The following is a 23,185-nucleotide window of genomic DNA, read 5'->3' as shown; positions in this document are numbered from 1 at the left end:
CGAAGGTGACGATCTTCGGCGCTCCTGTCCACCCCTGTCGGCAAGCGCTACGGAGGGTCTTGCGCGAGGCGCCGCGGCGCGCCAGATAGCCCGCGCGATGCCCCCCCTTTCCCCGCCCGAATGGACCATCAGTCCCGGCCTGACCGATTATGATGCGGCGCTCGCCGATATGGAGACGCGCGCCGCCGCGATCCATGCCGGCGAGGCGGGCGAGCGCATCTGGCTGATCGAGCATCCACCGCTTTATACCGCGGGAACGAGCGCCGATCCCGCCGAGCTGCTCAATCCGCAATTTCCGGTTTATGATGCCGGGCGTGGCGGCCGCTACACCTATCATGGCCCGGGCCAGCGCGTCGGCTATGTCCAGCTCGACCTGACGAAACGCGGGCGCGACGTGCGCGCCTATGTCTCCGCGCTCGAAGGCTGGGTGATCGACGCGCTCGCGCTGCTCGGCGTCGAGGCGCGCCGTGCCGAGGGGCGCATCGGCATCTGGACCGACGATGCCAACGGCCGCGAGGCCAAGATCGGGGCGATCGGGGTGCGCGTGAAGCGTTGGGTGACGATGCACGGCTTTTCGCTCAACGTCGCGCCCGATCTTGCGCATTTCGGCGGCATCGTGCCGTGCGGCATTGCCGAATTTCCGGTGACGAGCCTCGCCGCGCTGGGCCGGGCCGCATCCTTTGCCGAGGTCGACGCGGCGCTTGTGCAAACGTTTCCCGCCTTTCTCGACAAGCTTTCGCCGAAGGACTAGGAACGCCGCATGACCCGCACCCTTCTCGCATCGCTCTCCCTGCTCGCGCTCGCTGCCTGTGGCGGCGGCGACACCGCCGGCAAGTCGACGACCAAGCTCGACGCGGTCGAGGTCCAGCCGGGATCGGTGAGCGATTCGATGATCATCCTCGACGACGCGGTCAGCGATGGCACGGCGGTCGACAACAGCGTTCCCGACGACGGCACGAAAAAGGATGCGGCGAAGACCGACGAAGCGGATACTGCAGATGAGGCGGCGCCCGCAAGCGAAGCCGACGACGATCCCGATGCGGTCGACATGCCCGTCGCGAAAAAGGCGATCACCGCCGATCCCGCCGCGAAAAAGGGCGAATAGACCTTAACGCAGCCCCAGATTTTTGTGCGTCTGCAGCGACAGGCGCCAGCGCGGATCGTCCATCACCAGATCGATGCACGCCTGCACATTGGCGGCGGCGTGCGGATCGTCGAGCGGCTGGACAAGCAGATGCTTGAAATCGAGCGTCGCAAGCCGCGCGACATCGCTGCCGGGTTGCGGCCAGACGAGTTTCAACTCGTCACCGCTCGTCTGCACCAGTTCGCTCCCCGCCTTCGGGCTGACGCAGATCCAGTCGATGCTGCGCGGGACCGGGAAGGTGCCGTTGCTTTCGATCGCGATCGTGAAGCCGCGCTCGTGCAGCGCGTCGATCAGCGCCGCGTCGACCTGCAGCATCGGCTCGCCGCCGGTGAGCACGACATAGCGGTCATCGCGGCCCTGCCCCCAGCTTTCGGCGATGACATCGGCCAGCGCGCCCGCCGTTTTATATTTTCCGCCCAACGTCCCGTCGGTGCCAACGAAATCGGTGTCGCAGAACTGGCAGACCGCCTTGGCGCGATCCTTCTCGCGCCCCGTCCACAGATTGCAGCCGGCAAAGCGGCAGAAGACGGCACGGCGCCCTGCCTGCGCACCCTCACCCTGCAGGGTAAGGAAAATCTCTTTGACGGCGTAGGTCATCGGCTCAGGCGTAGCGCGTCGGGTCGGCTAGACCCGCGTCGGCGAAGCCCTTGGACCGCAAGCGGCAACTGTCGCACGAGCCGCAATGCAGCCCCGCGGGCGTCGGGTCGTAGCACGACCAGCTCATCCCCGCGTCCATGCCCAGCCGCGCCGCTTCGGCGGCGATATCGGCCTTGGTCATATGCTGAAGCGGCGCGTGGATATGGAAATCGACGCCCTTGTCGCCGTCGCGCGTCGCGAGCGCCGCGAGCTTTTCGAAACCCTGGATGAATTCGGGGCGGCAGTCGGGATAGCCCGAATAATCGAGCGCATTGACCCCGATGACGATGTCCTGCGCCTGCCGCGCTTCGGCGAGCCCGAGCGTCAGCGACAGGAAGATGAGGTTGCGCGCCGGGACATAGGTGATCGGGACATCGCCGCCGCCCTCGACCTCGGGGACGCCATCCTTCGGCACGTCGATATCGGCGGTGAGCGCCGAGCCGCCGAACCGGCGAAGGTCGAGCGGCAGCACGATATGTTCGGCCGCGCCGATATAGTTCGCGATGCGCGTCGCCGATTCCAGTTCGACGCGGTGGCGCTGGTTATAATCGATCGTGAGCGCGACGATCCGCGCGCCCGCTTCGCGCGCGAGGCCCGCGCAGACCATCGAGTCGAGGCCGCCCGACAGGAGGACGATCACCGTTTTTCCGGAAACTTGCTGCATCGGCGCCAGATAGGCCCGCGCCGCGGGGCGCGCAAGTGCTGCGCCGCATCAAAGAAAATGGGCCGCATGGCACTTGCCGCACGGCCCAGTTCGGCATGACAGCCGTTAGGGAGAAGGGCACTCATGAAGAAGCCCTGCACCTCGTTTAACGCCGCATGGTTAATATTTCGTTCGCTCAGCAGCCGCCGGTGCGGCGCGCCTCGATCGCCTGCGAAAACGGCCTGCCCTCGGCAATGCCCTGCGTGTCGATCTGGACCAGCCGGTTCGTCTCGCTGCGGATGCTCGTGCGGCCATGCCCTGCGCCGGGGCAGGTATAATGGACGGTCACCGAATTCGGCGTGTCTTCGATGACATAGCGCGAACAGGTCGAGCGTGGATGCTGGATCTGGATCATCCGCCGCGCGTCGCCGACGCAAATCGTCTGCAACACGTCATCCTTGCCGCGTTCGCGAAGCTGCCAGCTGCCTTTTTCGAGGCGGTCGAGCATCGCCAGCGAAGGCGCCTGCGCCGGCACGGCGCTCGCGGCGGCGCAGCCGAGCGCAAGGAGAGACATTCGCAATGTGGGAGAGAAGATCGCCATTCCACCTGTTCCATTGGCCGCCCGCGAGCGAGCGAATATGCGACCCTGTTCCCTTATAGCTAGCAAGCCGGGGATGCATTTTCAACCACTTGGCGCCGAATTACCTCGCTTCGTCGCCGAAATTCGCGGAAATTCCATCGCTATTCCGCGCGATTGTGAGCCGAGATTTCATCGAGCGGGATCGGAAAGAAGCGCGAACAAAAGGCGCAGTCGACGACGATCCGGCCATTTTCATCGGCCATGTCGGCACGCTCGGCCTCCGGAAACTGCGCGAGCACCCCGGCGAAATAACCGGGGCTGCACCGGCATCCGCGCGACACCCCGATGCCCGGCTCGACGCGCACCTCATCCTCGTGGAACAGCCGCCACGCGAGCGTCTCGAGCGACGTCGCCGGATCGGTGAGTTCCTCGTCCTTCAGCGTCGCCGCGATGGTCTTGGCATGCTCCCATTCGGTATTGTCGTGACGCACGTGCAACCGGTCGCGGCCGACTTCGCCTTCGGGCAGATGCTGCAAGAGCAGCCCGCCGGCGAGGCAGCCCGCCTCGGGATCGTGGCGCGCGGCGAGCTTGATCAGGCTGGGGATCTGCTCGGACTGTTCGAAATAATGCTCGGCCGCCTCACCGATCGACGCGCCCTCGAGCGGGACGATGCCCTGATAGCGCTCGGCGGTCGTCGCCTGGTCGAAGGTGATCGCAAGAAAGCCTTCGCCGAACAGCGCGAACAAGGTCGGGTCGGAGCCGACCTCGGCGAGCCGCTCGGCATCGAATTTCAGGTAACCGCGCAGTTCGCCGCCGCGATAGTCGCAGACGAGCAGCTCAATGGGGCCGCCGCCGGTCTGCGCCTGCAGCGTCATCTGGCCATTTTCGTCCTTGAGCGTCGAGCCGAGCAGCACGGTGAGCACCAGCGCCTCCGCGAGCAGCTTTTCGGCCACCGGCGGATAATTATGCGCGCCCATGATCGTCTGGAGCGTCGGCCCGAGCCGCACCAGTCGCCCGCGCACATGGCGCTCGGCGATCGTGAACAGCAGGGGCTGGTCGAACCAGGTTTCGATGATGTCACTCACGTCTTCGAACTCACAATTTTTCGAGCGCCCAGAGCAGGATCGACTTCTGCGCATGGACGCGATTTTCGGCTTCGTCCCAGACGCGCGACTGCGGGCCGTCGATCACCGCATCGACAACCTCGTCGCCGCGATGCGCGGGAAGGCAGTGGAGGAAGATCGCGTCGTCCTTCGCGCCCGTCATCAGCCGTTCGTCGACCTGATAGGGCGCCATCGCGGCGAGCTTGTTGTGCGCGTGATCCTGCCCCATCGACACCCAGGTGTCGGTGACGACCAGATCGGCGCCCGCAACCGCCTCGCGCGCGTCGCGCACGATGTCGATACGCGAACCCTTGGCGCGCGCGGCTTCGACAAAGTCCGGATCGGGATCATAGCCCTGCGGAACGCCGGCGCGGACGTGGAAACCGAACAGTCCCGCCGCCTCGATCAGCGAGGAGAGGACATTGTTGCCGTCGCCAAGCCATGCGAGTTCGAGCCCCGGCAACGCCTTGCCGCTTTCGACGACCGTCAGCAGGTCGGCGACGATCTGGCACGGATGCGACAGGTCGGTCAGGCCGTTGATCACCGGCACGCTCGCATATTCGGCAAGCTCTTCGACTTTCGCATGATCGTCGGTGCGGATCATGATCGCGTCGGCGTAGCGCGACAGTACGCGCGCGGTGTCGGCGATCGTCTCGCCGCGCCCGAGCTGCGTTACGCCCGCGTCCATGATCATCGGCGTGCCGCCGAGCTGGCGGATCGCGATGTCGAACGAGGCGCGGGTGCGCGTCGAATTCTTCTCGAACACCATCGCGAGCACATGATCCGCGAGCGGCGCATCGGCATCGACCTTGCCCTTTGGCCAGCCGGCGCGCGCCGCTTTGCGGTCGATCGCGTCGGCGAGCATCGCGGCGACCGCGTCCCCGCCCGCGTCGGACAGGTTCAGGAAGTGCCGCATTATGCCCTCCGTTCTACAGGAACGGAAAACATCAGGACTCGGGCGGCGTGTAGCTCGCCGCGCCCGCTGACAGTTTCTCGATGAATTCGGCGATATGGCTGTCGTCGATGTTGAGTGGCGGCAGCACGCGGACGACATTCTCGCCCGCCGCAACGGTCAGCAGCCCGTGATTGTCGCGCAGGTGCGCCACGAACGCGCGACTATCCGAGCTGAGTTTCAGCCCGAGCATCAGGCCGACGCCGCGGACGCTGTCGAACAGCTGGTCGTGATTGGGGATGAGCTGTTCGAGCGCCCCGCGGAGGCGCTCGCCGGTTGCCTTGACCGACGCGAGGAAGCCGTCTTCGAGCACGACGTCGAGCACCGCCTGCCCTGCGGCGCAGGCGAGCGGGTTGCCGCCGTAGGTCGATCCGTGGGTGCCGATCACCATACCGCGCGCGGCTTTTTCGGTCGCGAGACACGCGCCCATCGGGAAACCGCCGCCGATGCCCTTGGCGCTCGCGAGGATGTCAGGGACGACGCCATAATGTTCATAGGCATAGAGCGCGCCGGTGCGCGCGACGCCGCACTGGACTTCGTCGAACACGAGCATCAGATCGCGCTTGTCGCAGATGTCGCGCAGCGCCTGCAGGAAGGGCTGCGACGCCGGGCGGATGCCGCCCTCGCCCTGGATCGGCTCGACGAGGAAGCCCGCGGTGTTGTCGTCGACCAGATCGAGCGCGGCGTTGATGTCGTCGAACGGCGCATAGGCGAAGCCCGGCAGCAGCGGATCGAAACCCTTGCGCAGCTTTTCCTGATTGGTCGCCGAGATCGTCCCCAGCGTACGTCCATGGAAGGCGTTGTTGAAGGTGATCAGATTATGCTTTTCGGCGTTCCCCGCGCTCGAATGATAGGCGCGCGCAGTCTTGATCGCACATTCGACCGCCTCGGCGCCCGAATTGGTCAGGAAGACCGTGTCGGCGAAGGTGTTCTCGACGAGGCGCGCGGCATAGGCTTCGCCCTGCGGGCTGCCGTAGAGGTTCGACACATGCATCAGCGTCGCGGCCTGATCCTGAATTGCCTTCGTCAGATGCGGGTGGCCATGACCGAGCAGGTTCACCGCGATGCCGCTCGCGAAGTCGAGATAGCGCTCGCCTCGCTCGCCGATCAGATAGGCGCCCTCGCCGCGAACCGGACGCACACCGCAGCGGGGGTATACGGGCATCAGCGGCGTGATCGTCATGGCAGGCACCTTTCAGTCAAAAGTAAAAAGGCGACCCTTCTGCGGGCCGCCCTTGGTCGGGCCGCTCCTATACTGCCGCAGTCCGAGGCACGTCAACATTGGGGGTCGCACTTGCTCCTCCCTGTCGCGCAGCGATGGGGAGGATCTATCAGAGCGACTTGCCCGCCTCCATCGTCAGCGCGAGCGAATGTTTGCGCGCATCATGGTCGTACATCGACGACGCGATGATCACCTCGTCGACGCCGGTGCGCGCGACGAAAGTTTTCAGCCCTGCCGCGATATCGTCGGCGGTGCCGACCGCCGAACATTGCAGCACATGATCGAGGATCGCGCGGGCATTCGGCGGCAGGCTGTCCTTATAGCCCTCCAATGGCGGCTGCATCTTGCCCGGATTGCCGGTGCGCAGCGCAACGAACGCCTGCTGCTGCGACGAGGCGAGCAGTTCGGCTTCCTCGCGCGTATCGGCTGCGAAGGCGTTGAACGCTGCGGCGGCGTAGGGTTCGGCGAGCTGCGCCGAAGGCTTGAACTGGCGGCGATAGATGTCGAGCGCCTCGTCGAGCGCGTCGGGCGCGAAATGGCTGGCGAAGGCATAGGGAAGCCCGAGCATCGCCGCGAGCTGCGCGCCGAAGGTGCTGGAGCCGAGTATCCATAGCGGGATATGTGTGCCCGCACCCGGAACCGCGGTGATACCCAGTTGCTCGTCACCGGCGAGGAAAGCCTGCAATTCCAGCACATCCTGCGGAAACTGGCGCTCGTCGCTGGCGAGCGTCCGGCGCAGGGCGCGCGCGACGCGCTGATCCGATCCCGGCGCGCGCCCCAGACCCAGGTCGATCCGGCCGGGGAACAAGGCTTCGAGCGTCCCGAACTGCTCGGCGATCACCATCGGGGCATGGTTGGGTAGCATGATGCCCGCCGAACCAATGCGAATGCTGTGGGTCGCGTGCCCGATATGCGCGAGCACGACCGAAGTCGCGGCGCTCGCGATCCCCGTCATGCCATGATGCTCGGCGACCCAATAGCGTCCGTACCCGAGCGCCTCGGCGTGGCGGGCGAGATCGGCGGCGTTGGAGAGCGATTGGGCGATCGTGCCGGTGTCGGTCACGGGCACGAGGTCGAGGAAAGAGAGTTTCGTCATGAAACCGATATGCGGTCGCTGGGACCGCGGTTCAAGCGCACCGCTTCGCGGGCAGGACGAAGAAAAACTATGCCCGCTCGTCCTTTGGCGAGTCCATCAGCACATAGGTGGTGATCGAATGCACCTGCGGCAGCATCCCGAGCACCTCGGTATGGAAATGCTTATATGCCGCCAGATCCTCGGTCTCGATGCGCAGCAGATACTCGATCGCGCCGGTGAGGTTGTGGCATTCGCGCACTTCCGGGGCATCCGCCATCGCCGCCTCGAAATCGGCCTGCGCCTTCTTGGTATGCGTCGACAGGCCGACGGTCACATAGGCGAGGAAGGTCAGACCAAGCTTCGCCGGGTCGATCCGCGCACGATAGCCTGCGATCACGCCGCTGCGTTCCAGCTCCTGAACGCGGCGCAGGCACGCCGAGGGCGACAGCCCGACGCGCTCGGCAAGCTCGAGGTTCGAGATTCGCCCGTCGTGCGACAATTCATGCAATATCTTGCGGCCAATGGCATCAATCTTGGTCATAGATTGCATAATCTACCTCATCGACGCCGATCTTTGCAATCCATAGCATCGCAAAACGCATTATGTTGCGCGCATGAACCAGACCACTCTCCTCGCGCTCTCCGCCTTCGCGCTCGTCTCGTCGATCACGCCGGGGCCGAACAATATGATGCTGATGGCGTCGGGCGCCAATTTCGGGCTGCGCCGCACCGTACCGCACGCGCTCGGGGTAGGCATCGGCTTCACCTTGATGATCGTGCTTGTCGGTGTCGGGTTGATGGGATTGTTCGACCTGTTCCCGATCCTCAACACCGTGCTCAAGATCGTGAGCGTCGTCTATCTGCTGTGGCTCGCGTGGAAGATCGCCAACGCTGCCGCGCCCGACACCGAAAGCGGCGCGCGCGGCAAGCCGATGACCTTCGTGCAGGCGATGCTGTTCCAGTGGGTGAACCCCAAGGCCTGGTCGATGGCGCTGACCGCGATCGCGCTTTACGCCCCCGACCGCAATTTCGGTGCGGTGCTGCTCGTCGCGGTCGTGTTCGGGATCATCAACCTGCCCTCGACCAGCCTCTGGGCGGTGATGGGCCAGGTGATGCGCAGCTGGCTGTCGAGCCCGGCGCGGCTCAAGGCGTTCAACTGGACGATGGCGGCATTGCTCGTTGGATCGCTCGCGCTCCTGATCTGACCCGATTGCAAGGTTGCTAAGCGCAACCTATGCACGGTGCTCCCCTCTTCTGACCGGAGAACAAGAGCATGCAGAGTCGTCGTCTCGGCAAGAGCGCCATCCATGTGTCCAACATCTGCATGGGGACGATGACCTTCGGTAGCCAGGCTGACGAGGCGACGGCGTTCCGCGTTCTCGACCGCTGCTTCGACGCGGGGATCAATTTCTACGATACCGCCGAGGGCTATCCGGTGCCGCCCGACGTCAAATGGGTCGGCCGCACCGAGGAGATCGTCGGGCGCTGGATGAAGACCAAGCCGCGCGACGCGATCATCCTCGCGACGAAGGTGTCGGGGCCAAGCCATGTCTGGTTCCAGTCGCCGTGCCGCAGCGGAATGACCGCGCTCGACCGCAAGAATATCATGCAGGCGGTCGACGACAGCCTGACGCGGCTCCAGACCGATTATATCGACCTCTACCAGACGCACTGGCCCGACCATGATGCGCCCTATGACGAGATGATGGACGCGCTCGACGAACTCGTCCGCGCCGGCAAGGTGCGCATCCTGGGCTGCTCGAACGAGACGACCTGGGGGCTGATGAAATCGCTCGCGGCGTCGGAGCGGCTCGGCGGTGCGCGCTATCATACGATCCAGAATAATTTCAGCCTCAACAACCGCCGCTTCGAGGACGAGCTGGCGCAGGTGTGCCGGCAGGAAGGCGTCAGCCTGATCCCTTACTCGCCGCTCGCGGGCGGGGTGCTCTCGGGCAAATATCAGGGCGGCGCGACCCCCGAAGGCGCGCGTTTCTCGCGCTATCTGAAGATGGAGGGCCGGCAGGCTACGATGGGTCGCCGCTTCGTCAACGACAAGAGTCTTGCCGCGACCGAGCGCTATCTGGCGATCGCTGCCGAGGCCGGGCTGCATCCGGTGACGATGGCGACCGCCTGGTCGAAGCAGCATGACTTCGTCGCCTCGACGATCGTCGGGGTCAGCGCTTATGATCAGGTCGATCCGATCCTCGATGCGATGGAACTGGTGCTAGGCGACGATGTGATGAAGGCGCTGTACAAGGTCAGCAAGGACATCCTCTACCCGATGGGCTGAGCGGACGGCCATTCGAGAATCAGCGCCTCGCCGACGGGCAGCGCGCGCCATGCCTTCGAAAGCCGCTCGAACGTCTCGAATATTTGCGGCCGCGCGGTATCGATCCGCGCGCGCTCCTCGGGACTGAGGCCCGCCCGCGTCCGATCCGCCTCGCCGAGCGCCGAGCGCTGCGCCGCGCTGTCGGGGCGCAATTGGCTCCGCCACGCGACATCGAACAGGAACGCCGCGATTTCGGACAGCTCGCCATCGCGCCCCTGCCCCTCGATCAGCTTCCTTCCCTTCGCCGCCTGCTTGCGCGCCGCACGGCGATGTTCGCGGACGTCGCCGCCCTCGGGGCCGCCGATGTGGAAGGATCCGGCGTTACCCCCTGCGGCGATCTGGCCGAACACGCCGGTCTTCAGGCCCAGCGCCGCCTCAACGACGAAATGCACCATGTCGTGCGGCAGGTCGGGATCGAAACCCGGCGCCGGATCCATCACCAGCACCGGCGCACCGGCACGCTCGATCCGCATGCCATAGCGGCGCTCGCCCGACCGGATGAAATGGACTTTCATAGGGTCAGCCTATAGGCTCCGTAGCAGTTCCACCAAAAGGATTTGCGATGACACCTGCCCGCCGCGCGTTTTTCGCCCTCGCCGCTTTTTCCGCCGTGATCGGCACCGCGCACGCCGCGAACCCGACGATGTTTCGCGACGCGGGCTGCGGCTGCTGCCTCAAATGGCTCGAGCAGGTGAAAGCCTCGTTCGGGCAGAAGGCGGTCGTGGTGAATTCGCCCGACATGAATGCGGTCAAGGACAAGCAGGGCGTGCCGCAGGCGCTGCGCAGCTGCCATACCGTGCTCGTCGGCGGCTATGTGATCGAAGGCCATGTGCCCGCGAAGGAAATCAGCCGCCTGCTCCGTGAGAAGCCCAAGGGCGTGAAGGGCCTCGCGGTCGCCGGCATGCCGACGGGATCGCCCGGCATGGAGCATGGCAACCACCGCGAAGCCTATAAGGTCATGACCTTCGGCCCCGGCGGCCAGCGCGTCTATGCGAGCTATGCCGCGAGCGGCGGTGCGCACGCCCACTGAGGCGGCGGCGGCTCGATGCTGTTCCGCGCCGCCGTTCTCGAACGCATCAGGACCGGCGAGGTCACGCTCGCCTTTCGGCGCTGGCGACGCCCGACCGTCAAGGCGGACGGGCGGCTGCGCACCGCGATCGGCGAACTGGCGATCGAAAGCGTGACGCCCTGTGCGTCCGCTGCGATTACCGACGCCGATGCGCGCGCCGCCGGTTTCGGGTCGCGCGCCGAATTGCTGGCCGAGCTCGACGCGCGGCAGGAAGGCGACATCTATCGCATCGCCCTGCGTTTCGATCGGCCCGATCCGCGCATCGCGCTTCGCGAAGCCGGCGATCTTTCGGCGGACGAGGCGGCGTCGCTCGCGCAGCGGCTCGATCGCCTCGACCGGGGCGCCGGTCCCTGGACGCGGCCGGTCCTCCACCATATCGCCGCCCACGAAGGGCAGGCGGCGGCCGACATCGCAAAATCGCTCGGCGTCGAGAAGATGTGGCTCAAGCAGAATATCCGCAAGCTCAAGGAGCTTGGCCTGACGGAAAGTCTCGAGACCGGATATCGGCTGTCGCCGCGCGGCAAGGCCCTGCTCAAGGCCCTGCCCCACTAGCGCCGTCAGGCGAGCTCCGCCTTGAACAGCGTCAGCATCCGCGCCCACGCTTTTTCCGCCGCGGCTTCGTTATAGGCGCGGCCGTCGGGCGGGCACCAGCCGTGCATCGCGCCTTCGTAAACCTCGACCTCGTGCCACTGCTTGCGGGGTTCGAGAACGGCCTTGAGCAGTACCTTCTCGTTCGGCGTTTCCTTGTCGTCGTTATCGGCGATCGCGAACAGGTAACCGGCGTTGGTCTTGGGGATCAGCAGATGCGGGCTGTCGGGCTTGTCGGTGCCGACCCCGCCGCCATGGAAGCTGCCCGCCGCGCCGACGCGATCGGGCTTCAGCGCCGCGGTATAGATCGTCATCGCCCCGCCCATGCAGTAACCGGTCGTGCCGATCTTGCGCTTGGTGTCGACCTCCTTCTGCGCATCGAGGAAAGCCAGATGCGCCTTGGCATCGGTCTCGACGATCGGGCGCGTCAGCAGCTTCAGGTAACCAAACAGTTTCTCGCGGATCGCCGGATCGTTGAAATCGCTCGTCGCGGTCACGACGGGCGACTTCTGCCAGCGGTAGAAGGGGTTGACGCAGAGCACCGCATAACCCTCGCCCGCCAGCCGGTCGGCCATCTGGCGAAAGGCGGGACGCAGCCCGCGAATGTCGGGCCAGATCAGTACGCCGGGATGCTTGCCGCTCGCGGGCGCGACGAAATAGGCGTCGCAGGTGCCATCGGCGGTCTTGATCTCGACATCGCGGCCCTTCACCGGCTTGCCCGCGATCGCGCGCGCGGGCAGCGCCGCGATCAGCGCGCCGGCACTAGCAAGCGCGGCAAAGCTGCGCCGCCCGACGGGTAATCCCGCGCGGTCGAGATCGGCTTCGGTGTTTTCGGTGCACATATCTCTCTCCTCGAAGGGTGTTTTGGAAAGTCGCGGAAAACTGCGTAACTTCACTCGCGATTGCACATTTCATCCCGTGATCGGGATCGAACCGGGCGCGAAGCTAATCCAGCATAGCATTATAGGACAGCGATTTTTGCCGCTTAAATCCTCCCTGTGGCGAAGCCATGAGGAGGATCATCTAATCGCGGACGTCAGCGTCGCAACGTCGTCGAACGTCAGCGCCACATGATGCACGCCAACCTCGTGCAGCATCGCGCCATGGCCCGCGCGGTCGACGATATGCCCCGCCCCACAAAAGCCGACGACGGTCATCCCTGCCGCAATCGCCGCCTGCGCCCCGGTCGGCGAATCCTCGATCGCGAGGCACGCGGCCGGATCGACGCCCAGCCCCTTTGCGGCGGTGAGATAGATGTCGGGATGCGGCTTGCCGCGGTCCCAGCCGTCGGCGCTGTAAACATGTTCGCCGAAATGATGGCCGAGCCCGAACAGCCCGAGCGCCCAGCCGATATATTCGGCGCGGCTCGACGAAGCGATCGCGCGCGGCATGGGGCCCAAGCTGCCGAGGAAATCCGCGACGCCGGGGACGGCATCGAAGCCCTCCATATAGCGCGCCCGTGCCCGCGCGCGGTGCGTCTCGCGGAAATCGGCGGGCAGCGCGCGGCCATAGCGCGCGACGATCCGGCGCTCGGTCTCTTGCCAGTTATGGCCATAATAGTCGCGCAGGCATTCGTCATAGGTCGCGGGCATGCCGGCGGCGGTCAGGCTCTCCGCCAGCGACAGGTTGGCGCGCACCTCGCTGTCGGCGACGACGCCGTCGAAATCGAAGATGATCGCGGCGGGAGGAGTCGATCTGATATTCTTCATATTTCCCGCCTAGAGCATCGGGGATCAGGAGACACCCCAATGAAGTTCATTTCGCTCAAGTCGCGCGGCGGCAATTATCTGGTCGTCGCCGAAAATGTCGCCTGGCTCCGCGACTATGAAAATGGCCAGACGCAGGTCGGCATGGTCGGCGGCGCGCCCTTGCTCGTCGCCGGCAAGATCGACGAAATCGCCGCGTCGATTCTCGAGCAGGCTAATGCGGTGGAGTGACACGCCGCGACGGGACACCATGCCTTCAACTTAGCACATACCGCTTGGCGTTTTTCAGTCGGAGTCGGTCTCGGGCGGAAATGTATGGTTCGATAAACGCACACTCATCCAAAATGAGCTGGGCGATTAGCTCCACGAACTTCTCGGCGGCGCTCTCGTAGCCTTTGACGTGTTTCACCCATTTCCGCGCGGCGCGCTGATAGAGAGTTTTACCGTCGAGCAATTCGGACCAGGGAAGTGGTGAGTCATCATCACGATCCTCTTTGGGTTTCAAAGCTTCGGCAACATGAAGCAGTTCAGCCAACTCCAATTGACTGACAGCGAGGTCGGAAAAGCGGTCGTGGTGATGAACCTGATTCCGCAGCTTCAACACCGGTCGAAATGTTTTCTCGAATGCTTTCAGGATTGATCCCACGGCTATGTCTTTTGTGGGCTGCTGCTTCTTAATCGCGTTTAGCGCAATCTTCAGCCGATCTCGCATCTGAGCGATGCGATCAAACAGCATTTCACAGCAATTTCGAAGGTGATCGGATCTGGAAACAGGGAGACCTCTGAACGGGTATCGTCGAAAATAATACTCACACTCACGGATAGAACTAAGCATTCTCATTACGGAAACGAAACCCGACATTACGGCGGCTTCTAGCTCCTCTGTGGGCGTGAGAGGTTCGTCGGGAAGGGCCGATGGATCGGGAGGCTCGAGATGCTGAGCCAGCGTAGCCAACATCCGCTTGTTTGTCCTTTGGACGCGACCTTCGTCTTCCAACGACTTCTGGAGCCACAATCCTAAAGCGTTCGTCAGAATTACGCGATGGGTCTCAAGTATGGCAACATCGTCATCACTCTTCGGAGACTCTATAGACTTAGCCAATTCTTATGCGCTCCCGAGCCATAAATTCACTCGACCGTAACCGATTTCGCCAAATTCCTCGGCTGGTCGACGTCGGTGCCTTTGGCTACCGCCACATGGTACGCCAGCAACTGCACCGGCACCGCGTAGACGAGCGGCGCGATCAGCGGGTGGACCTTGGGCATTTCGATCGTCGCCATGCAGCCGTCGCCGGCTTCGGCGAGGCCCTCGGCGTCCGAAATCAGCACGACCTTGCCGCCGCGCGCCATGACTTCCTGCATGTTGCTGACGGTCTTTTCGAACAGCGGGCCGCTGGGGGCGAGGACGATCACCGGGACCGCTTCGTCGATCAGCGCGATCGGGCCGTGCTTCATTTCGCCCGACGCATAGCCTTCGGCGTGGATGTACGAGATTTCCTTGAGCTTGAGCGCGCCTTCGAGCGCGAGCGGATAGTCGGGGCCGCGGCCGAGGTAGAGCACGTCGCGGGCGGGGGCGACGAGGTGCGCCATCGCCGCGATGTCCTCGTCATGCGCGAGTGCGGCGTTGAGCGCGGCGGGCGCCTCGATCAGATGCTTGACGATCTCGCGCTCTTCAGCGGCGCTGAGCTTGCCCTTCTTGAGCGCGAGGTGCGCGGCGAGCGCGGCGAGCACCGCGAGCTGGCAGGTGAACGCCTTGGTCGAGGCGACGCCGATTTCGGGCCCCGCGTGGGTTGGAAGCAGCAGATCGGCCTCGCGCGCCATGCTGCTCGTCGGCACGTTGACGACGACCGCGATCGTCTGCCCGTTCGCCTTGCAATGGCGGAGCGCCGCGAGCGTGTCGGCGGTCTCGCCCGACTGCGAGATGAAGAGCGCGAGCCCGCCGGGCTGGAGCACCGGGTCGCGATAGCGGAACTCGGAGGCGACATCGATGTCGACGGGGACGCGTGCGAAGGTCTCGAACCAATATTTCGCGACCATGCCGGCGTAAAAGCTGGTCCCGCACGCGACGATGGTGATGCGCTCGACCTTGGACAAGTCGAAGTCCATCTGCGGCAGCGCGACAGTCTGTTCGAGCGGGCGGATGTAGGAGGAGAGCGTCTGCGCGACCACGGTCGGCTGCTCGAAAATCTCCTTCTGCATGAAGTGGCGGTAATTGCCCTTCTCGACCGCCGCGGCGGTGACCCCCGAGGTGGTGATTTCGCGCGTCACCGGGTTGTTTGCGGCGTCGTAGATCTGCGCGCCGTCGCGGGTGATGACGACCCAGTCGCCTTCGTCGAGATAGGCGATCTTTTGCGTCAGCGGCGCGAGCGCGAGCGCGTCCGAGCCGAGATAGGTTTCGCCCTCGCCATAGCCGACGACGAGCGGCGAGCCGAGGCGTGCGCCGATGAGCAGATCGGGATGCTGGCGGAAGGCGATCGCGAGCGCGAAGGCGCCGCGGAGCTGTGGGAGCACCGCTTTCACCGCCTCCTGCGGCGACAGGCCGGCTTCGATCTGTTCGCTGACGAGATGCGCAACAACCTCGGTATCGGTCTCGCTTTCGAACTTGCGGCCGCGCGCCTGCAAGGCTTCGCGCAGCGGCTTGAAATTCTCGATGATCCCGTTGTGGACGAGCGCGACTTCGCCCGTCGCGTGCGGGTGCGCGTTGCTCGTGGTCGGCGCGCCGTGCGTCGCCCAGCGCGTGTGCGCGATGCCGACGGTGCCCGGCGCGGGATTGCCGGCGAGTTCCTTGACGAGATTGCCCAGCTTGCCCTCGGCGCGGCGGCGGATCAGCTGGCCGCCCTCGACCGTGCACACGCCCGCCGAGTCATAGCCGCGATATTCCATGCGCTTCAGCCCGTCGACCAGGCGGTCCGCCACCTGGGCCGTGCCGATGATTCCGATAATTCCGCACATGGATAATTGCTTTCGTTAGAGCGTATAAGGAACGCGAATGCCCGGCATGTTGGCCGGAAAATCCTTGGTGTTTCGTGTCACCAGCACCCGGCCGCGCGACTGCGCTGTCGCCAGAATGATGGCGTCGGGCGATTTCAGCCGCGGCCGATCGCGGCGAAGGTTGGCAGCGCGCCCTGCGATCTCTTCATCGACCTCGTCGACGCCGAAACCCGAAAGCAGCGTCTCGGCCCGGCGCAGCCCTTCGCCCTCGCCCTTCGACATCACCTCGATCCACACCATCCGGCTTACCCAGAGGCGGTCGCGCTGAAGAGCGCGCTCAATCTCCCGGCGCGCTTCGGGGAAACCGCGAAGCGCGTCGATCAATATATTGCTATCGAACGTAAAGCCGCTCACGTCCGGCCTTGCTTCTTCTTTTTCTTCGGCTTGGCATCTGCCGCTTCGGGAGCGTCCAATGCGACACCGTTTTCGGCCGCCCATGCTTTATGAATTTCATGCTCGCGGTCATCGTCTTCGTCGAACAGGTCGGGAAATTCGGCGCGAACCTCTGCATAGTCGGCGTCCCAAGGCCGCGTCCATGACGCCCGTTCGCGCCGCTGCCATTCGACGGCATCGCCTATATCGGTGCGATCTTTCCACGCTCCGAATCCGACATCGAGCCAGTCCTTTGGCGTTTCGGCCCGATAGGCCGCCACCGCCTCGCGGAGAACCGATGCGCGCGACTTCCCCTGCTCGGCCGCGAGCTGGTCGAGCCATTTGATGTCGTCGTCAGGCAGATCGGCAAGGATGCGGGTCATTGATATACTGATATCATATCATGATATCATGTCAACCGATCGACTTGCGATAGACGAGAAAACCCGATTTTTCGGCAATCCGATCATAGAGTATCATCGCCGCGTCGTTCGTTTCGTGCGTCAGCCAATAGACACGCGGCAGCGAACGCTCCTTTGCCGCGTCATAGACGGCCTCGATCAGCGCACGGCCAACGCCCTTTCCGCGCGCTTCGGCGGTGGTGAAAAGGTCCTGCAGATAAAGCGACGGCAGCAACGACGTCGTGCTGCGATGCAGGAGATAATGGGTGAGGCCCAGAAGCGCGCCGTCCTGTTCGGCGACAAGCGCGAACATCGGCTCATAGGGATCGAAGAAGCGCTCCCACGTCGCGGCGGTGATCTCCGGCGCCAGCGCGGTATCGCCGCTGCGGCCGTAAAATGCGTTGTAGCCGTCCCATAAAGGCAGCCAGCGATCATAGTCGGCGCGCGCCGCCGGACGGACGATCACGCCGCTCATGTTCGCCCGAAATTCCGGTCGACGAAGATCATCGCGAACTGCACCGGATCGGGCGCCTCGCCATTGCCCGCGGCGAAGCGTGCCTTGCCGTCGGTCCAGATTTTCAGGATCTGCGCCTTCAGTTCGGGTCCGAACTTCATCTGCTGCTCGACGATCTGCTCCCAGCTTCCCTTGACGCCAAAGCTCTGTTCGAGCTGCGGCACCATCGCCTTGCAATAAGTCTCGGTCGCGGCGTCGAGATGGCCGATCGCCTTCAGCACCCAGGCGTCGACAAAGCGCAGGAAAGGCTTGTCGGTATAGCGATCACTCATTGCGTCTTCTCCATCATCCATTCGTCCCGCAGCAGGCCGTAGATCAGCGAATCGCGTACGCCGATATGCGTCTCCCACTCGCCGCGCAGCCTGCCTTCGCGCTGGAACCCCAGCCGTTCGAGCAGCCCGATCGAGCCGGGGTTTTCGGGGTCGGTGTCGGCAAAGATCCGGCGCAGCCCCATCTCGCCGAAGCCATGGTCGATCACCCGCGTCACCGCTTCGCGCGCGATACCGCTGCCCCAACGGTCACGGCGCAGGATATAGCCGATCTCTTTCACGTCGGGCTTGCCGTCGATCAGGATCACCCAGCCGAGCGCGGCATCATCGCCCGCGGTGATCGCCCAGCAAAGATAGCCCTGCCCCTCGGCGGCATTGCCTTTGACATAGTCCGCGGTCTCGGCGGGCGACGTATGCGGTCCGCTCGACCACCAGATCATCACCTCGGGATCGGACAGCACCGGGAACAGCGCGGCGGCGTCGTCGTCGCGCAGCTGGCGCAGCACGAGGCGCGCGGTCGTCAGCGTCGGTGCGGGCATCATTGCACTCCAGCGCCCAGCGCTTGCAGGCGCGAACAGACGTCATCTGTTATCCTATATTGCCACATATGCCCCACAGCCGCTCGAAACCGGGGATCGGCGTCGGCGCAAGCTTCGACACGATCGATATAGTCCGTGCCGAACTTGCCCATCAGGTGCTCCAACGGCCCGGCGGCTATCGCACCCAGTTGCTCGTCGGTATGCGCATCGGCAACGCAGGCGCCGATAAACGCCCATTGGGTGCTCGCGGACGCAGTGAAATTCATCATCACGACCTGCTGCCCGGTATCGTCGCCGGCCGAGCTCGCGATCTCGGCGAGCCACGCGGTCGCAAGCTGTGAAACCCGGTCTTCGGACCAATCGTCCTTCACTTCTTCTCCGCCGCCTTTTTCTTGCGCATCGCGTCGTGGAAGCGGTCGGCCCAGCCGGGCTTGACCAGCTGCTCGGCGCGAACGAGGCGGAGTTCGCCGTCGGCGACGTCGAGCGTCACCGCGCTGCCCGCGGCGACGATCGCGTCGCGGCCGATCCTGACCGGCGCAATCAGTGCGCTGTTCGATCCGATGAAGGCATTCTCGCCGATCTCGGTCTTATATTTGAAATAGCCGTCATAGTTGCACGTGATCGTGCCCGCGCCGATGTTCGCGCCGGCCCCCACGGTGACGTCGCCGAGGTAGGTGAGGTGATTCGCCTTTGCGCCCTTGCCGAGCACCGCTTTTTTGGTTTCGACGAAATTGCCGATCTTGGCCTTCTCGCCGAGGATGGTGCCGGGGCGCAGCCGCGCGAACGGGCCGACCTCGCAGCCGGTGCCGACGATGGCGCCTTCGATATGGCAGTTCGCGCGGATCTTCACATTGTCTGCGATCTTCGCGCCGGGGCCGAAGAAGACATTGGGTTCGATCGTCACGTCGCGGCCAAGCTCGGTATCCCACGCGAACCAGACGGTGTCGGGGGCGATCAGCGTAACGCCGTCGGCCATCGCCTGTACCCGGCGCCGCGCCTGCCACTCGCCTTCCATCGCTGCCAGCTCGCCGCGACTGTTGATTCCCGCGACGTCATAGGGATCGGTGACGACGACCGCGCAATGGCGCCCGTCGGCGTTCGCGATATTGACGATGTCGACGAGATAAAATTCCTTCGCGGCGTTGCCATCGGTGACGCGCGCAAGCAGCGCGAACAGGTCCGCCGACTTCGCCGCCATCAGCCCCGAATTGCAAAGGCGCACCGCGCGCTCGGCGTCGGTCGCATCCTTGTGCTCGACCATCTTGGTGACATAGTTGCCTTCGGTGATGACGCGGCCATATTGCTGCGCATCGGCAGGCTCGAAGGCGAGCACGACGACGGCCGGTGCATCGGGCGCGTTAAGCCGGTCGATCATCGCGCGCATTGTCGCCGCGGGAACGAAAGGCACGTCGCCGTAGAGAATCAGCACATCGCCGTCGAAACCCGTGAGCGCGCCCTCGCCCTGCTGAACCGCATGCCCGGTGCCGAGCTGCGGGTCCTGCACCGCGAGGTCGGCGCTGCCCGCAAGCGCGGCTTCGAGCTGGTCGGCCTTGTCGCCGACGACCACGACCTTCTTCGCAGGGCTGAGTTCGTCGACGCTCGCCATCAGGTGCAGCAGCATCGGCCGGCCGGCGATCGGGTGCAGAACCTTGTGCAAGTCGGACTTCATGCGGGTGCCCTTGCCCGCGGCAAGGACGATAGCGGCGATTTTATTGCTCATGCGCGCTGCCATGCCAGCAAATCATTGCGGTTTCCAGAGCATCGCGCCATGCGCGGCGGATGAACGGATTTCCTTTTGCGATCGTCGGCTTCGACCTCGACGGCACGCTCCTCGATACGCTCGGCGACCTTGCGGCGGCGGTCAATCATACGCTGGGGCTGATGGACCGCGCCCCGCTGGCCGAGGCGGCGGTGCGGCCGATGATCGGACGCGGCGCGAAGCATATGCTCGAGGAAGGGCTGCGCGCGTCGGGCGGCGTCCCCGATGGCGCGGTCGAGCGGCTCTATCCCGAACTGCTCGATTTCTACGAAGCGCATATCGCGGTCCACAGCCGCCCCTTTCCGGGTGTGATCGCCGCACTCGACCGGCTGGGCGCGCTGGGCGTGCGCACCGCGGTCGTCACCAACAAGGCCGAGCATCTGGCGCGCCTCCTGCTCGGCGAATATGATCTGGCCGACCGCATGGCGACGATCATCGGCGGCGACACGCTGGGCGTCCGCAAGCCGTCGCCCGAACAGATCCATGCGATGATCCAGCGATGCGGCGGCGGGCGCGCGGCCTTCGTTGGCGACAGCATCTATGATGTGATGGCCGCGAGGAACGCGGGCGTGCCGAGCGTCGCGGTCAGCTTCGGCTTTCTCGACCGGCCCGCCAGCGAGCTCGGCGCCGACCATGTGATCGATCATTTCGACGAACTGGTACCGCTGCTCGAAACGCTTTAGCGCTTCCGCCACTTCGTCCAGAGATGCCTGGCGAGCATCGCAGGCGGCATGCGCAGCCAGTGTGAGCGGATGTAGAATGCCTGCTCCAGCATCGGCTCCGTCACGCGCCCCCAATCGTCGCGCGCGAAGAGGCGGCGGCGGAACCGCGCGTCGGCCGGATCCTGCCGATCCCACCCGCTCGGCAGCGCCACCCCATAAAGATCGCGCGACAGCCGCGCGGCGCGGTGAACGGCGCTTTGCAACCCGTGCAGCGCTGCCCGCCCGTCGAGCTGCCCCCAATAGCCCGGATCGGCGGCGGCGAAATCGCGCGTCATCGTGTGGAAATCCCACAGATTGCGCAGCCCACCCTGCAAATCGCCGTCGGCGAGCATATGCGCGGCGCAGTGGCACGCCATGTCGGCAGGGTTCAGCACCGCGAACCCCGCGCCGCTCGTCACCGCATCGCTGACCAGCGCCAGCGCGTCGGGCGTGATCCGGTGGGTGCGCGGCAGGATGGTGTGGTGGACGTCGATCATCCGGTCGCGCGCCTTGTGGATCATCGGCGGCAGCTCGTGCATATGCTGGCGGTAATAGGCGTCGTCATAGGGATCGGACTTCACCCATTCCCACCCGGCCTTGAGCAGCAGGTTTTCGGCGCGGCGGATGTCGGGCGCGAGGACCAATATGTCGAGGTCGCCGATCTGGCGTCCAGCGGCGCACGACATATCGGCGGCGGCATAAGCCGCGCCTTTCAGCAGCACGAACTCGATCCCCGCGGGGGCGAGCGCGCGCCGCGCCATCTCGGCCTCCCACAAGGCCTGCGCCTGCGCGACTTTCGCGGCGGCGCGCTGATCGGCAAAGAGCGCGGCGACGGCCGGCGGCAGGCAGGCATCGGCGAGCCGGTGTGCGAGCGTCGCGAGCATCGCCTCGCTGCGCGCAACCCCGATCACGCCGTCCCAGTCGCGCGGGCCGAGTGCGGCGGGGTCGCGGCGGCCGGCGAGCAGGTCGACGAAGGTTCGTACCGCGCTCACTTCGCCGCCTCCGCCCAGAGCTGCTCGACCAGCGCGATACCGGCGGCGCTGTCGGGATAGGAAATGGCGAAAGCCGGGGTTTCGCGAACGAGCCGCGTCAGCGCGGCAAAACCCGCCTCGCCGAGCGCGACATAATTGGTCGACGCCTCGGTCAACCGGACGAACGCCTCGCCCTCGCCCATGGGCTCGACACTTGCCTCGCCGCCGAAGCGCGGGAAGAGCAGCAGCGCGGGGCGCGCGGGCTCGTGCATCGCCGCAATCGCATCGGCACGCGGGATCAGGTGACGGATATCGCCCTTGGGCGTTGCCGCGAGCAGCGGACCGAGCCGCGCCGGATCGACCTGTGCGGCAACCTCGGCAATCGCTTCATTCTTCAGGCTGACCGCGCGCGGGAACGCGAAGGCATCGCCGCCGGCGGGGTCGATCAACGTGAACTCGTCGCCCATCAGCCGCCAGTCGCGCTCGCCAAGCAGCGCGGCGAGGGTCGATTTGCCCGACCCCGACTCGCCCGACATGAACAGCGCGCGGCCGTCCTTCGCGACCGCGCTCGCATGCAGCAGCATATGCCGCCGCCAGCCGAGCGCGACCTGCAAATTCATCCCCATCTCGGCGGCGAGAAGCCCCATCGACAGCGGCAGCGGCAGCGCGTCGGGCACGACGAAATCGCCGCCGATATGCACCGAGGGCCGCAGCCAGCGCCGCCACGGCCGCGCCGCGAACAGCCGCACGGTTGCGTCCGCGGGGCGCGCATCGTCCTGGGGATATCCCGCGTACAGATGTTCGAGCGCCGCGATCGGCTCGGCCCAGTCGCTTCCGATCCGGAACTGTACCGGGCCGACGGCAATGCGCGTGCTGTGCCTCACGCGCGCTCCACCAACCCCATCGCCGCGAGCTCGCGCAGCCGTTCGGCCAGGATGGGCTGCGCATCCTCCGTCGCGTCGAGATCGAACGCGGCGGCAAGGCGCGCAGCGAGACTGGCGGCATTGCAGGCATCGGCGCCCATCGCGTCCAGTATCTCGGGCATCGGCGATACGACGAGATGCGTTTGCATCGACCGCCGGTCGAAAATCGCGGTCAGTTCGCCCAGCGGCTCGACGCGCAATGCATCGGCCGGTGCGGCGCGATAGATGCGATCAGCCATAATCTTCGGCGGCGGCGGTCAGTTTCGCAAGGATGGCCATCAGCGTCGCGCGTTCGCTGGCGCTGATGTTCGATTCGAGCTGCGTCTCGCTGGCCAGCGCCGCGGGGACGATCGCGTCGTAAAGCGAACGCCCCGTTTCGGTGAGTTCGAGATGGTGCGAACGCCCGTCTGCCTCGTGCGCCTGGCGCGCGATGAGCTGGCGGTCGGCGAGCGCCTTGGCGGCGCGGTTTACCGTCACCTTGTCCATGCGCGTCGCCTCGACCAGCTCGCGCTGCGTCTTCGGCTGGCCTTCGCCGAGCACCGCCATCAACCGCCATTCGGGGATCTTCAGCCCAAAGCGATTCTCATATTCGGCGGCGATCCGGCTCGACAGGGCGTTGGAGGCGATGGACAGGCGGTAGGGCAGGAAATTATCGAGATTCAGCTTCTTCGCGGCCATGAATTGGTCACCCCCACACG

32 protein-coding genes are annotated in these 23,185 nt (G+C 65.2%); 8 read left to right on the top strand and 24 right to left on the bottom strand.

All coding sequences use genetic code 11. The features are described from left to right. The first annotated feature begins 97 nt into the window (after positions 1-97). A complete protein-coding gene (gene lipB, locus ACTJI5_RS00460) occupies positions 98-751 on the top strand; it encodes a lipoyl(octanoyl) transferase LipB (protein ID WP_440859044.1) in 654 nt (217 codons plus the stop codon). Between the two features lie 9 nt (positions 752-760). Then, complete coding sequence (locus ACTJI5_RS00455; protein WP_058538014.1) at positions 761-1,105, top strand: hypothetical protein; 345 nt, start codon at positions 761-763, stop codon at positions 1,103-1,105. Positions 1,106-1,108: 3 nt separating this feature from the next. Here the strand turns inward: ACTJI5_RS00455 and queE are convergent, their stop codons facing one another. The 8 genes from queE to ACTJI5_RS00415 form a co-directional block, all read right to left on the bottom strand. Continuing rightward, the gene (queE, locus tag ACTJI5_RS00450; RefSeq protein ID WP_310253303.1) at positions 1,109-1,741 is read right to left on the bottom strand and encodes a 7-carboxy-7-deazaguanine synthase; all 633 of its coding nucleotides are present in this window, start codon (positions 1,739-1,741) and stop codon (positions 1,109-1,111) included. A 4-nt stretch (positions 1,742-1,745) separates the two neighbouring features. Next, the gene (gene queC, locus ACTJI5_RS00445) at positions 1,746-2,444 is read right to left on the bottom strand and encodes a 7-cyano-7-deazaguanine synthase QueC (protein WP_310253301.1); all 699 of its coding nucleotides are present in this window, start codon (positions 2,442-2,444) and stop codon (positions 1,746-1,748) included. A 175-nt stretch (positions 2,445-2,619) separates the two neighbouring features. Continuing rightward, positions 2,620-3,024, bottom strand: coding sequence for a hypothetical protein (locus tag ACTJI5_RS00440; protein ID WP_137887887.1), 405 nt, complete (start codon positions 3,022-3,024; stop codon positions 2,620-2,622). 140 nt (positions 3,025-3,164) lie between these two features. After that, on the bottom strand, positions 3,165-4,088 hold the full coding sequence (gene hslO, locus ACTJI5_RS00435) for an Hsp33 family molecular chaperone HslO (RefSeq protein WP_440859043.1): 924 nt from the start codon (positions 4,086-4,088) through the stop codon (positions 3,165-3,167). Between the two features lie 10 nt (positions 4,089-4,098). Continuing rightward, on the bottom strand, positions 4,099-5,025 hold the full coding sequence (argF, locus tag ACTJI5_RS00430; RefSeq protein WP_440859278.1) for an ornithine carbamoyltransferase: 927 nt from the start codon (positions 5,023-5,025) through the stop codon (positions 4,099-4,101). Positions 5,026-5,053: 28 nt separating this feature from the next. Further along, positions 5,054-6,241: an aspartate aminotransferase family protein gene (locus ACTJI5_RS00425; protein WP_058538018.1), complete on the bottom strand. Its 1,188-nt coding sequence runs from the start codon at positions 6,239-6,241 to the stop codon at positions 5,054-5,056. 148 nt (positions 6,242-6,389) lie between these two features. Beyond that, positions 6,390-7,376 (bottom strand): LLM class flavin-dependent oxidoreductase, encoded by a 987-nt coding sequence (locus ACTJI5_RS00420; protein ID WP_440859042.1) that lies wholly within the window; start codon positions 7,374-7,376, stop codon positions 6,390-6,392. A gap of 67 nt (positions 7,377-7,443) precedes the next feature. After that, positions 7,444-7,896 (bottom strand): Lrp/AsnC family transcriptional regulator, encoded by a 453-nt coding sequence (locus ACTJI5_RS00415; protein WP_440859041.1) that lies wholly within the window; start codon positions 7,894-7,896, stop codon positions 7,444-7,446. A gap of 73 nt (positions 7,897-7,969) precedes the next feature. On the opposite strand from ACTJI5_RS00415, the gene ACTJI5_RS00410 reads away from it, so the two are divergent. After that, positions 7,970-8,560: a LysE family translocator gene (locus ACTJI5_RS00410; protein ID WP_440859040.1), complete on the top strand. Its 591-nt coding sequence runs from the start codon at positions 7,970-7,972 to the stop codon at positions 8,558-8,560. A 68-nt stretch (positions 8,561-8,628) separates the two neighbouring features. After that, positions 8,629-9,645 (top strand): aldo/keto reductase, encoded by a 1,017-nt coding sequence (locus tag ACTJI5_RS00405; RefSeq protein WP_440859039.1) that lies wholly within the window; start codon positions 8,629-8,631, stop codon positions 9,643-9,645. Here ACTJI5_RS00405 and ACTJI5_RS00400 read toward each other — a convergent pair. Then, positions 9,630-10,199 carry a hypothetical protein gene (locus ACTJI5_RS00400; protein WP_440859038.1) on the bottom strand — a complete coding sequence of 190 codons (570 nt, stop codon included), beginning with the start codon at positions 10,197-10,199 and terminating at the stop codon, positions 9,630-9,632. The two genes, ACTJI5_RS00405 and ACTJI5_RS00400, sit on opposite strands and share 16 nt — an antisense overlap. A 47-nt stretch (positions 10,200-10,246) precedes the next feature. Here ACTJI5_RS00400 and ACTJI5_RS00395 point away from each other — a divergent pair, with 47 nt between their 5' ends. Beyond that, the gene (locus ACTJI5_RS00395; RefSeq protein ID WP_440859037.1) at positions 10,247-10,714 is read left to right on the top strand and encodes a DUF411 domain-containing protein; all 468 of its coding nucleotides are present in this window, start codon (positions 10,247-10,249) and stop codon (positions 10,712-10,714) included. Between the two features lie 15 nt (positions 10,715-10,729). Then, positions 10,730-11,305, top strand: coding sequence for a winged helix DNA-binding protein (locus ACTJI5_RS00390; RefSeq protein ID WP_440859036.1), 576 nt, complete (start codon positions 10,730-10,732; stop codon positions 11,303-11,305). A gap of 5 nt (positions 11,306-11,310) precedes the next feature. On the opposite strand, the gene ACTJI5_RS00385 is transcribed toward ACTJI5_RS00390, so the two are convergent. Both ACTJI5_RS00385 and ACTJI5_RS00380 read right to left on the bottom strand, forming a co-directional pair. Continuing rightward, positions 11,311-12,183 carry a dienelactone hydrolase family protein gene (locus ACTJI5_RS00385; RefSeq protein WP_440859035.1) on the bottom strand — a complete coding sequence of 291 codons (873 nt, stop codon included), beginning with the start codon at positions 12,181-12,183 and terminating at the stop codon, positions 11,311-11,313. Positions 12,184-12,360: 177 nt separating this feature from the next. After that, a complete protein-coding gene (locus tag ACTJI5_RS00380; protein ID WP_440859034.1) occupies positions 12,361-13,050 on the bottom strand; it encodes an HAD family hydrolase in 690 nt (229 codons plus the stop codon). A gap of 39 nt (positions 13,051-13,089) precedes the next feature. On the opposite strand from ACTJI5_RS00380, the gene ACTJI5_RS00375 reads away from it, so the two are divergent. After that, positions 13,090-13,278, top strand: coding sequence for a hypothetical protein (locus tag ACTJI5_RS00375; RefSeq protein WP_440859033.1), 189 nt, complete (start codon positions 13,090-13,092; stop codon positions 13,276-13,278). 25 nt (positions 13,279-13,303) lie between these two features. On the opposite strand, the gene ACTJI5_RS00370 is transcribed toward ACTJI5_RS00375, so the two are convergent. The 9 genes from ACTJI5_RS00370 to glmU form a co-directional block, all read right to left on the bottom strand. Continuing rightward, positions 13,304-13,783 carry a hypothetical protein gene (locus ACTJI5_RS00370; RefSeq protein WP_440859032.1) on the bottom strand — a complete coding sequence of 160 codons (480 nt, stop codon included), beginning with the start codon at positions 13,781-13,783 and terminating at the stop codon, positions 13,304-13,306. A 392-nt stretch (positions 13,784-14,175) separates the two neighbouring features. Beyond that, positions 14,176-15,999, bottom strand: coding sequence for a glutamine--fructose-6-phosphate transaminase (isomerizing) (gene glmS / locus ACTJI5_RS00365; protein ID WP_440859031.1), 1,824 nt, complete (start codon positions 15,997-15,999; stop codon positions 14,176-14,178). A gap of 15 nt (positions 16,000-16,014) precedes the next feature. Further along, positions 16,015-16,392 carry a type II toxin-antitoxin system VapC family toxin gene (locus ACTJI5_RS00360; protein ID WP_058538029.1) on the bottom strand — a complete coding sequence of 126 codons (378 nt, stop codon included), beginning with the start codon at positions 16,390-16,392 and terminating at the stop codon, positions 16,015-16,017. After that, positions 16,389-16,793 (bottom strand): ribbon-helix-helix domain-containing protein, encoded by a 405-nt coding sequence (locus tag ACTJI5_RS00355; protein ID WP_058538030.1) that lies wholly within the window; start codon positions 16,791-16,793, stop codon positions 16,389-16,391. The genes ACTJI5_RS00360 and ACTJI5_RS00355 overlap by 4 nt, the downstream gene beginning before the upstream one ends. 31 nt (positions 16,794-16,824) lie before the next feature. Beyond that, complete coding sequence (locus ACTJI5_RS00350; protein WP_440859030.1) at positions 16,825-17,286, bottom strand: N-acetyltransferase family protein; 462 nt, start codon at positions 17,284-17,286, stop codon at positions 16,825-16,827. After that, positions 17,283-17,597 carry a hypothetical protein gene (locus tag ACTJI5_RS00345; RefSeq protein ID WP_037510660.1) on the bottom strand — a complete coding sequence of 105 codons (315 nt, stop codon included), beginning with the start codon at positions 17,595-17,597 and terminating at the stop codon, positions 17,283-17,285. Before ACTJI5_RS00345 ends, ACTJI5_RS00350 begins: the two co-directional genes overlap by 4 nt. After that, entirely contained in the window at positions 17,594-18,133 is a 540-nt protein-coding gene (locus ACTJI5_RS00340) for a GNAT family N-acetyltransferase (RefSeq protein WP_440859029.1), read from the bottom strand. The genes ACTJI5_RS00345 and ACTJI5_RS00340 overlap by 4 nt, the downstream gene beginning before the upstream one ends. Further along, positions 18,133-18,504: a DUF6869 domain-containing protein gene (locus ACTJI5_RS00335; protein WP_440859028.1), complete on the bottom strand. Its 372-nt coding sequence runs from the start codon at positions 18,502-18,504 to the stop codon at positions 18,133-18,135. The genes ACTJI5_RS00340 and ACTJI5_RS00335 overlap by 1 nt, the downstream gene beginning before the upstream one ends. Beyond that, positions 18,501-19,853 (bottom strand): bifunctional UDP-N-acetylglucosamine diphosphorylase/glucosamine-1-phosphate N-acetyltransferase GlmU, encoded by a 1,353-nt coding sequence (gene glmU / locus ACTJI5_RS00330; RefSeq protein WP_440859027.1) that lies wholly within the window; start codon positions 19,851-19,853, stop codon positions 18,501-18,503. Before glmU ends, ACTJI5_RS00335 begins: the two co-directional genes overlap by 4 nt. 59 nt (positions 19,854-19,912) lie before the next feature. On the opposite strand from glmU, the gene ACTJI5_RS00325 reads away from it, so the two are divergent. Next, the gene (locus tag ACTJI5_RS00325) at positions 19,913-20,575 is read left to right on the top strand and encodes an HAD-IA family hydrolase (protein ID WP_440859026.1); all 663 of its coding nucleotides are present in this window, start codon (positions 19,913-19,915) and stop codon (positions 20,573-20,575) included. Here ACTJI5_RS00325 and ACTJI5_RS00320 read toward each other — a convergent pair. From ACTJI5_RS00320 to ACTJI5_RS00305, 4 genes are read right to left on the bottom strand one after another with little or no spacing between them, the layout of a single operon-like run. After that, a complete protein-coding gene (locus ACTJI5_RS00320) occupies positions 20,572-21,585 on the bottom strand; it encodes a nucleotidyltransferase domain-containing protein (protein ID WP_440859025.1) in 1,014 nt (337 codons plus the stop codon). The two genes, ACTJI5_RS00325 and ACTJI5_RS00320, sit on opposite strands and share 4 nt — an antisense overlap. Further along, complete coding sequence (locus ACTJI5_RS00315) at positions 21,582-22,448, bottom strand: HprK-related kinase A (RefSeq protein ID WP_440859024.1); 867 nt, start codon at positions 22,446-22,448, stop codon at positions 21,582-21,584. Before ACTJI5_RS00315 ends, ACTJI5_RS00320 begins: the two co-directional genes overlap by 4 nt. After that, the gene (locus tag ACTJI5_RS00310) at positions 22,445-22,726 is read right to left on the bottom strand and encodes an HPr-rel-A system PqqD family peptide chaperone (RefSeq protein WP_058538037.1); all 282 of its coding nucleotides are present in this window, start codon (positions 22,724-22,726) and stop codon (positions 22,445-22,447) included. Before ACTJI5_RS00310 ends, ACTJI5_RS00315 begins: the two co-directional genes overlap by 4 nt. Continuing rightward, entirely contained in the window at positions 22,719-23,165 is a 447-nt protein-coding gene (locus ACTJI5_RS00305; RefSeq protein WP_058538038.1) for a MarR family winged helix-turn-helix transcriptional regulator, read from the bottom strand. The genes ACTJI5_RS00310 and ACTJI5_RS00305 overlap by 8 nt, the downstream gene beginning before the upstream one ends. Positions 23,166-23,185 lie beyond the last annotated feature (20 nt).

This window comes from Sphingopyxis sp. 22461, from assembly GCF_052044915.1.
GTDB lineage: Bacteria > Pseudomonadota > Alphaproteobacteria > Sphingomonadales > Sphingomonadaceae > Sphingopyxis.
Note: the sequence above shows the minus strand (reverse complement) of the source record. Positions and strands in the feature narration are given on the sequence as shown.

What these genes read in the sequence shown, in the direction of transcription:
- lipB (WP_440859044.1), top strand. Translation starts at nt 98, where the DNA reads ATGCCCCCCCTTTCCCCGCCCGAATGGACCATCAGTCCCGGCCTGACC.
- ACTJI5_RS00455 (WP_058538014.1), top strand. Translation starts at nt 761, where the DNA reads ATGACCCGCACCCTTCTCGCATCGCTCTCCCTGCTCGCGCTCGCTGCC.
- queE (WP_310253303.1), bottom strand. Translation starts at nt 1,741, where the DNA reads ATGACCTACGCCGTCAAAGAGATTTTCCTTACCCTGCAGGGTGAGGGT.
- queC (WP_310253301.1), bottom strand. Translation starts at nt 2,444, where the DNA reads ATGCAGCAAGTTTCCGGAAAAACGGTGATCGTCCTCCTGTCGGGCGGC.
- ACTJI5_RS00440 (WP_137887887.1), bottom strand. Translation starts at nt 3,024, where the DNA reads ATGGCGATCTTCTCTCCCACATTGCGAATGTCTCTCCTTGCGCTCGGC.
- ACTJI5_RS00425 (WP_058538018.1), bottom strand. Translation starts at nt 6,241, where the DNA reads ATGACGATCACGCCGCTGATGCCCGTATACCCCCGCTGCGGTGTGCGT.
- ACTJI5_RS00420 (WP_440859042.1), bottom strand. Translation starts at nt 7,376, where the DNA reads ATGACGAAACTCTCTTTCCTCGACCTCGTGCCCGTGACCGACACCGGC.
- ACTJI5_RS00415 (WP_440859041.1), bottom strand. Translation starts at nt 7,896, where the DNA reads ATGACCAAGATTGATGCCATTGGCCGCAAGATATTGCATGAATTGTCG.
- ACTJI5_RS00410 (WP_440859040.1), top strand. Translation starts at nt 7,970, where the DNA reads ATGAACCAGACCACTCTCCTCGCGCTCTCCGCCTTCGCGCTCGTCTCG.
- ACTJI5_RS00405 (WP_440859039.1), top strand. Translation starts at nt 8,629, where the DNA reads ATGCAGAGTCGTCGTCTCGGCAAGAGCGCCATCCATGTGTCCAACATC.
- ACTJI5_RS00400 (WP_440859038.1), bottom strand. Translation starts at nt 10,199, where the DNA reads ATGAAAGTCCATTTCATCCGGTCGGGCGAGCGCCGCTATGGCATGCGG.
- ACTJI5_RS00395 (WP_440859037.1), top strand. Translation starts at nt 10,247, where the DNA reads ATGACACCTGCCCGCCGCGCGTTTTTCGCCCTCGCCGCTTTTTCCGCC.
- ACTJI5_RS00390 (WP_440859036.1), top strand. Translation starts at nt 10,730, where the DNA reads ATGCTGTTCCGCGCCGCCGTTCTCGAACGCATCAGGACCGGCGAGGTC.
- ACTJI5_RS00385 (WP_440859035.1), bottom strand. Translation starts at nt 12,183, where the DNA reads ATGTGCACCGAAAACACCGAAGCCGATCTCGACCGCGCGGGATTACCC.
- ACTJI5_RS00380 (WP_440859034.1), bottom strand. Translation starts at nt 13,050, where the DNA reads ATGAAGAATATCAGATCGACTCCTCCCGCCGCGATCATCTTCGATTTC.
- ACTJI5_RS00375 (WP_440859033.1), top strand. Translation starts at nt 13,090, where the DNA reads ATGAAGTTCATTTCGCTCAAGTCGCGCGGCGGCAATTATCTGGTCGTC.
- ACTJI5_RS00370 (WP_440859032.1), bottom strand. Translation starts at nt 13,783, where the DNA reads ATGCTGTTTGATCGCATCGCTCAGATGCGAGATCGGCTGAAGATTGCG.
- glmS (WP_440859031.1), bottom strand. Translation starts at nt 15,999, where the DNA reads ATGTGCGGAATTATCGGAATCATCGGCACGGCCCAGGTGGCGGACCGC.
- ACTJI5_RS00355 (WP_058538030.1), bottom strand. Translation starts at nt 16,793, where the DNA reads ATGACCCGCATCCTTGCCGATCTGCCTGACGACGACATCAAATGGCTC.
- ACTJI5_RS00350 (WP_440859030.1), bottom strand. Translation starts at nt 17,286, where the DNA reads ATGAGCGGCGTGATCGTCCGTCCGGCGGCGCGCGCCGACTATGATCGC.
- ACTJI5_RS00345 (WP_037510660.1), bottom strand. Translation starts at nt 17,597, where the DNA reads ATGAGTGATCGCTATACCGACAAGCCTTTCCTGCGCTTTGTCGACGCC.
- ACTJI5_RS00340 (WP_440859029.1), bottom strand. Translation starts at nt 18,133, where the DNA reads ATGCCCGCACCGACGCTGACGACCGCGCGCCTCGTGCTGCGCCAGCTG.
- glmU (WP_440859027.1), bottom strand. Translation starts at nt 19,853, where the DNA reads ATGAGCAATAAAATCGCCGCTATCGTCCTTGCCGCGGGCAAGGGCACC.
- ACTJI5_RS00325 (WP_440859026.1), top strand. Translation starts at nt 19,913, where the DNA reads ATGAACGGATTTCCTTTTGCGATCGTCGGCTTCGACCTCGACGGCACG.
- ACTJI5_RS00310 (WP_058538037.1), bottom strand. Translation starts at nt 22,726, where the DNA reads ATGGCTGATCGCATCTATCGCGCCGCACCGGCCGATGCATTGCGCGTC.
- ACTJI5_RS00305 (WP_058538038.1), bottom strand. Translation starts at nt 23,165, where the DNA reads ATGGCCGCGAAGAAGCTGAATCTCGATAATTTCCTGCCCTACCGCCTG.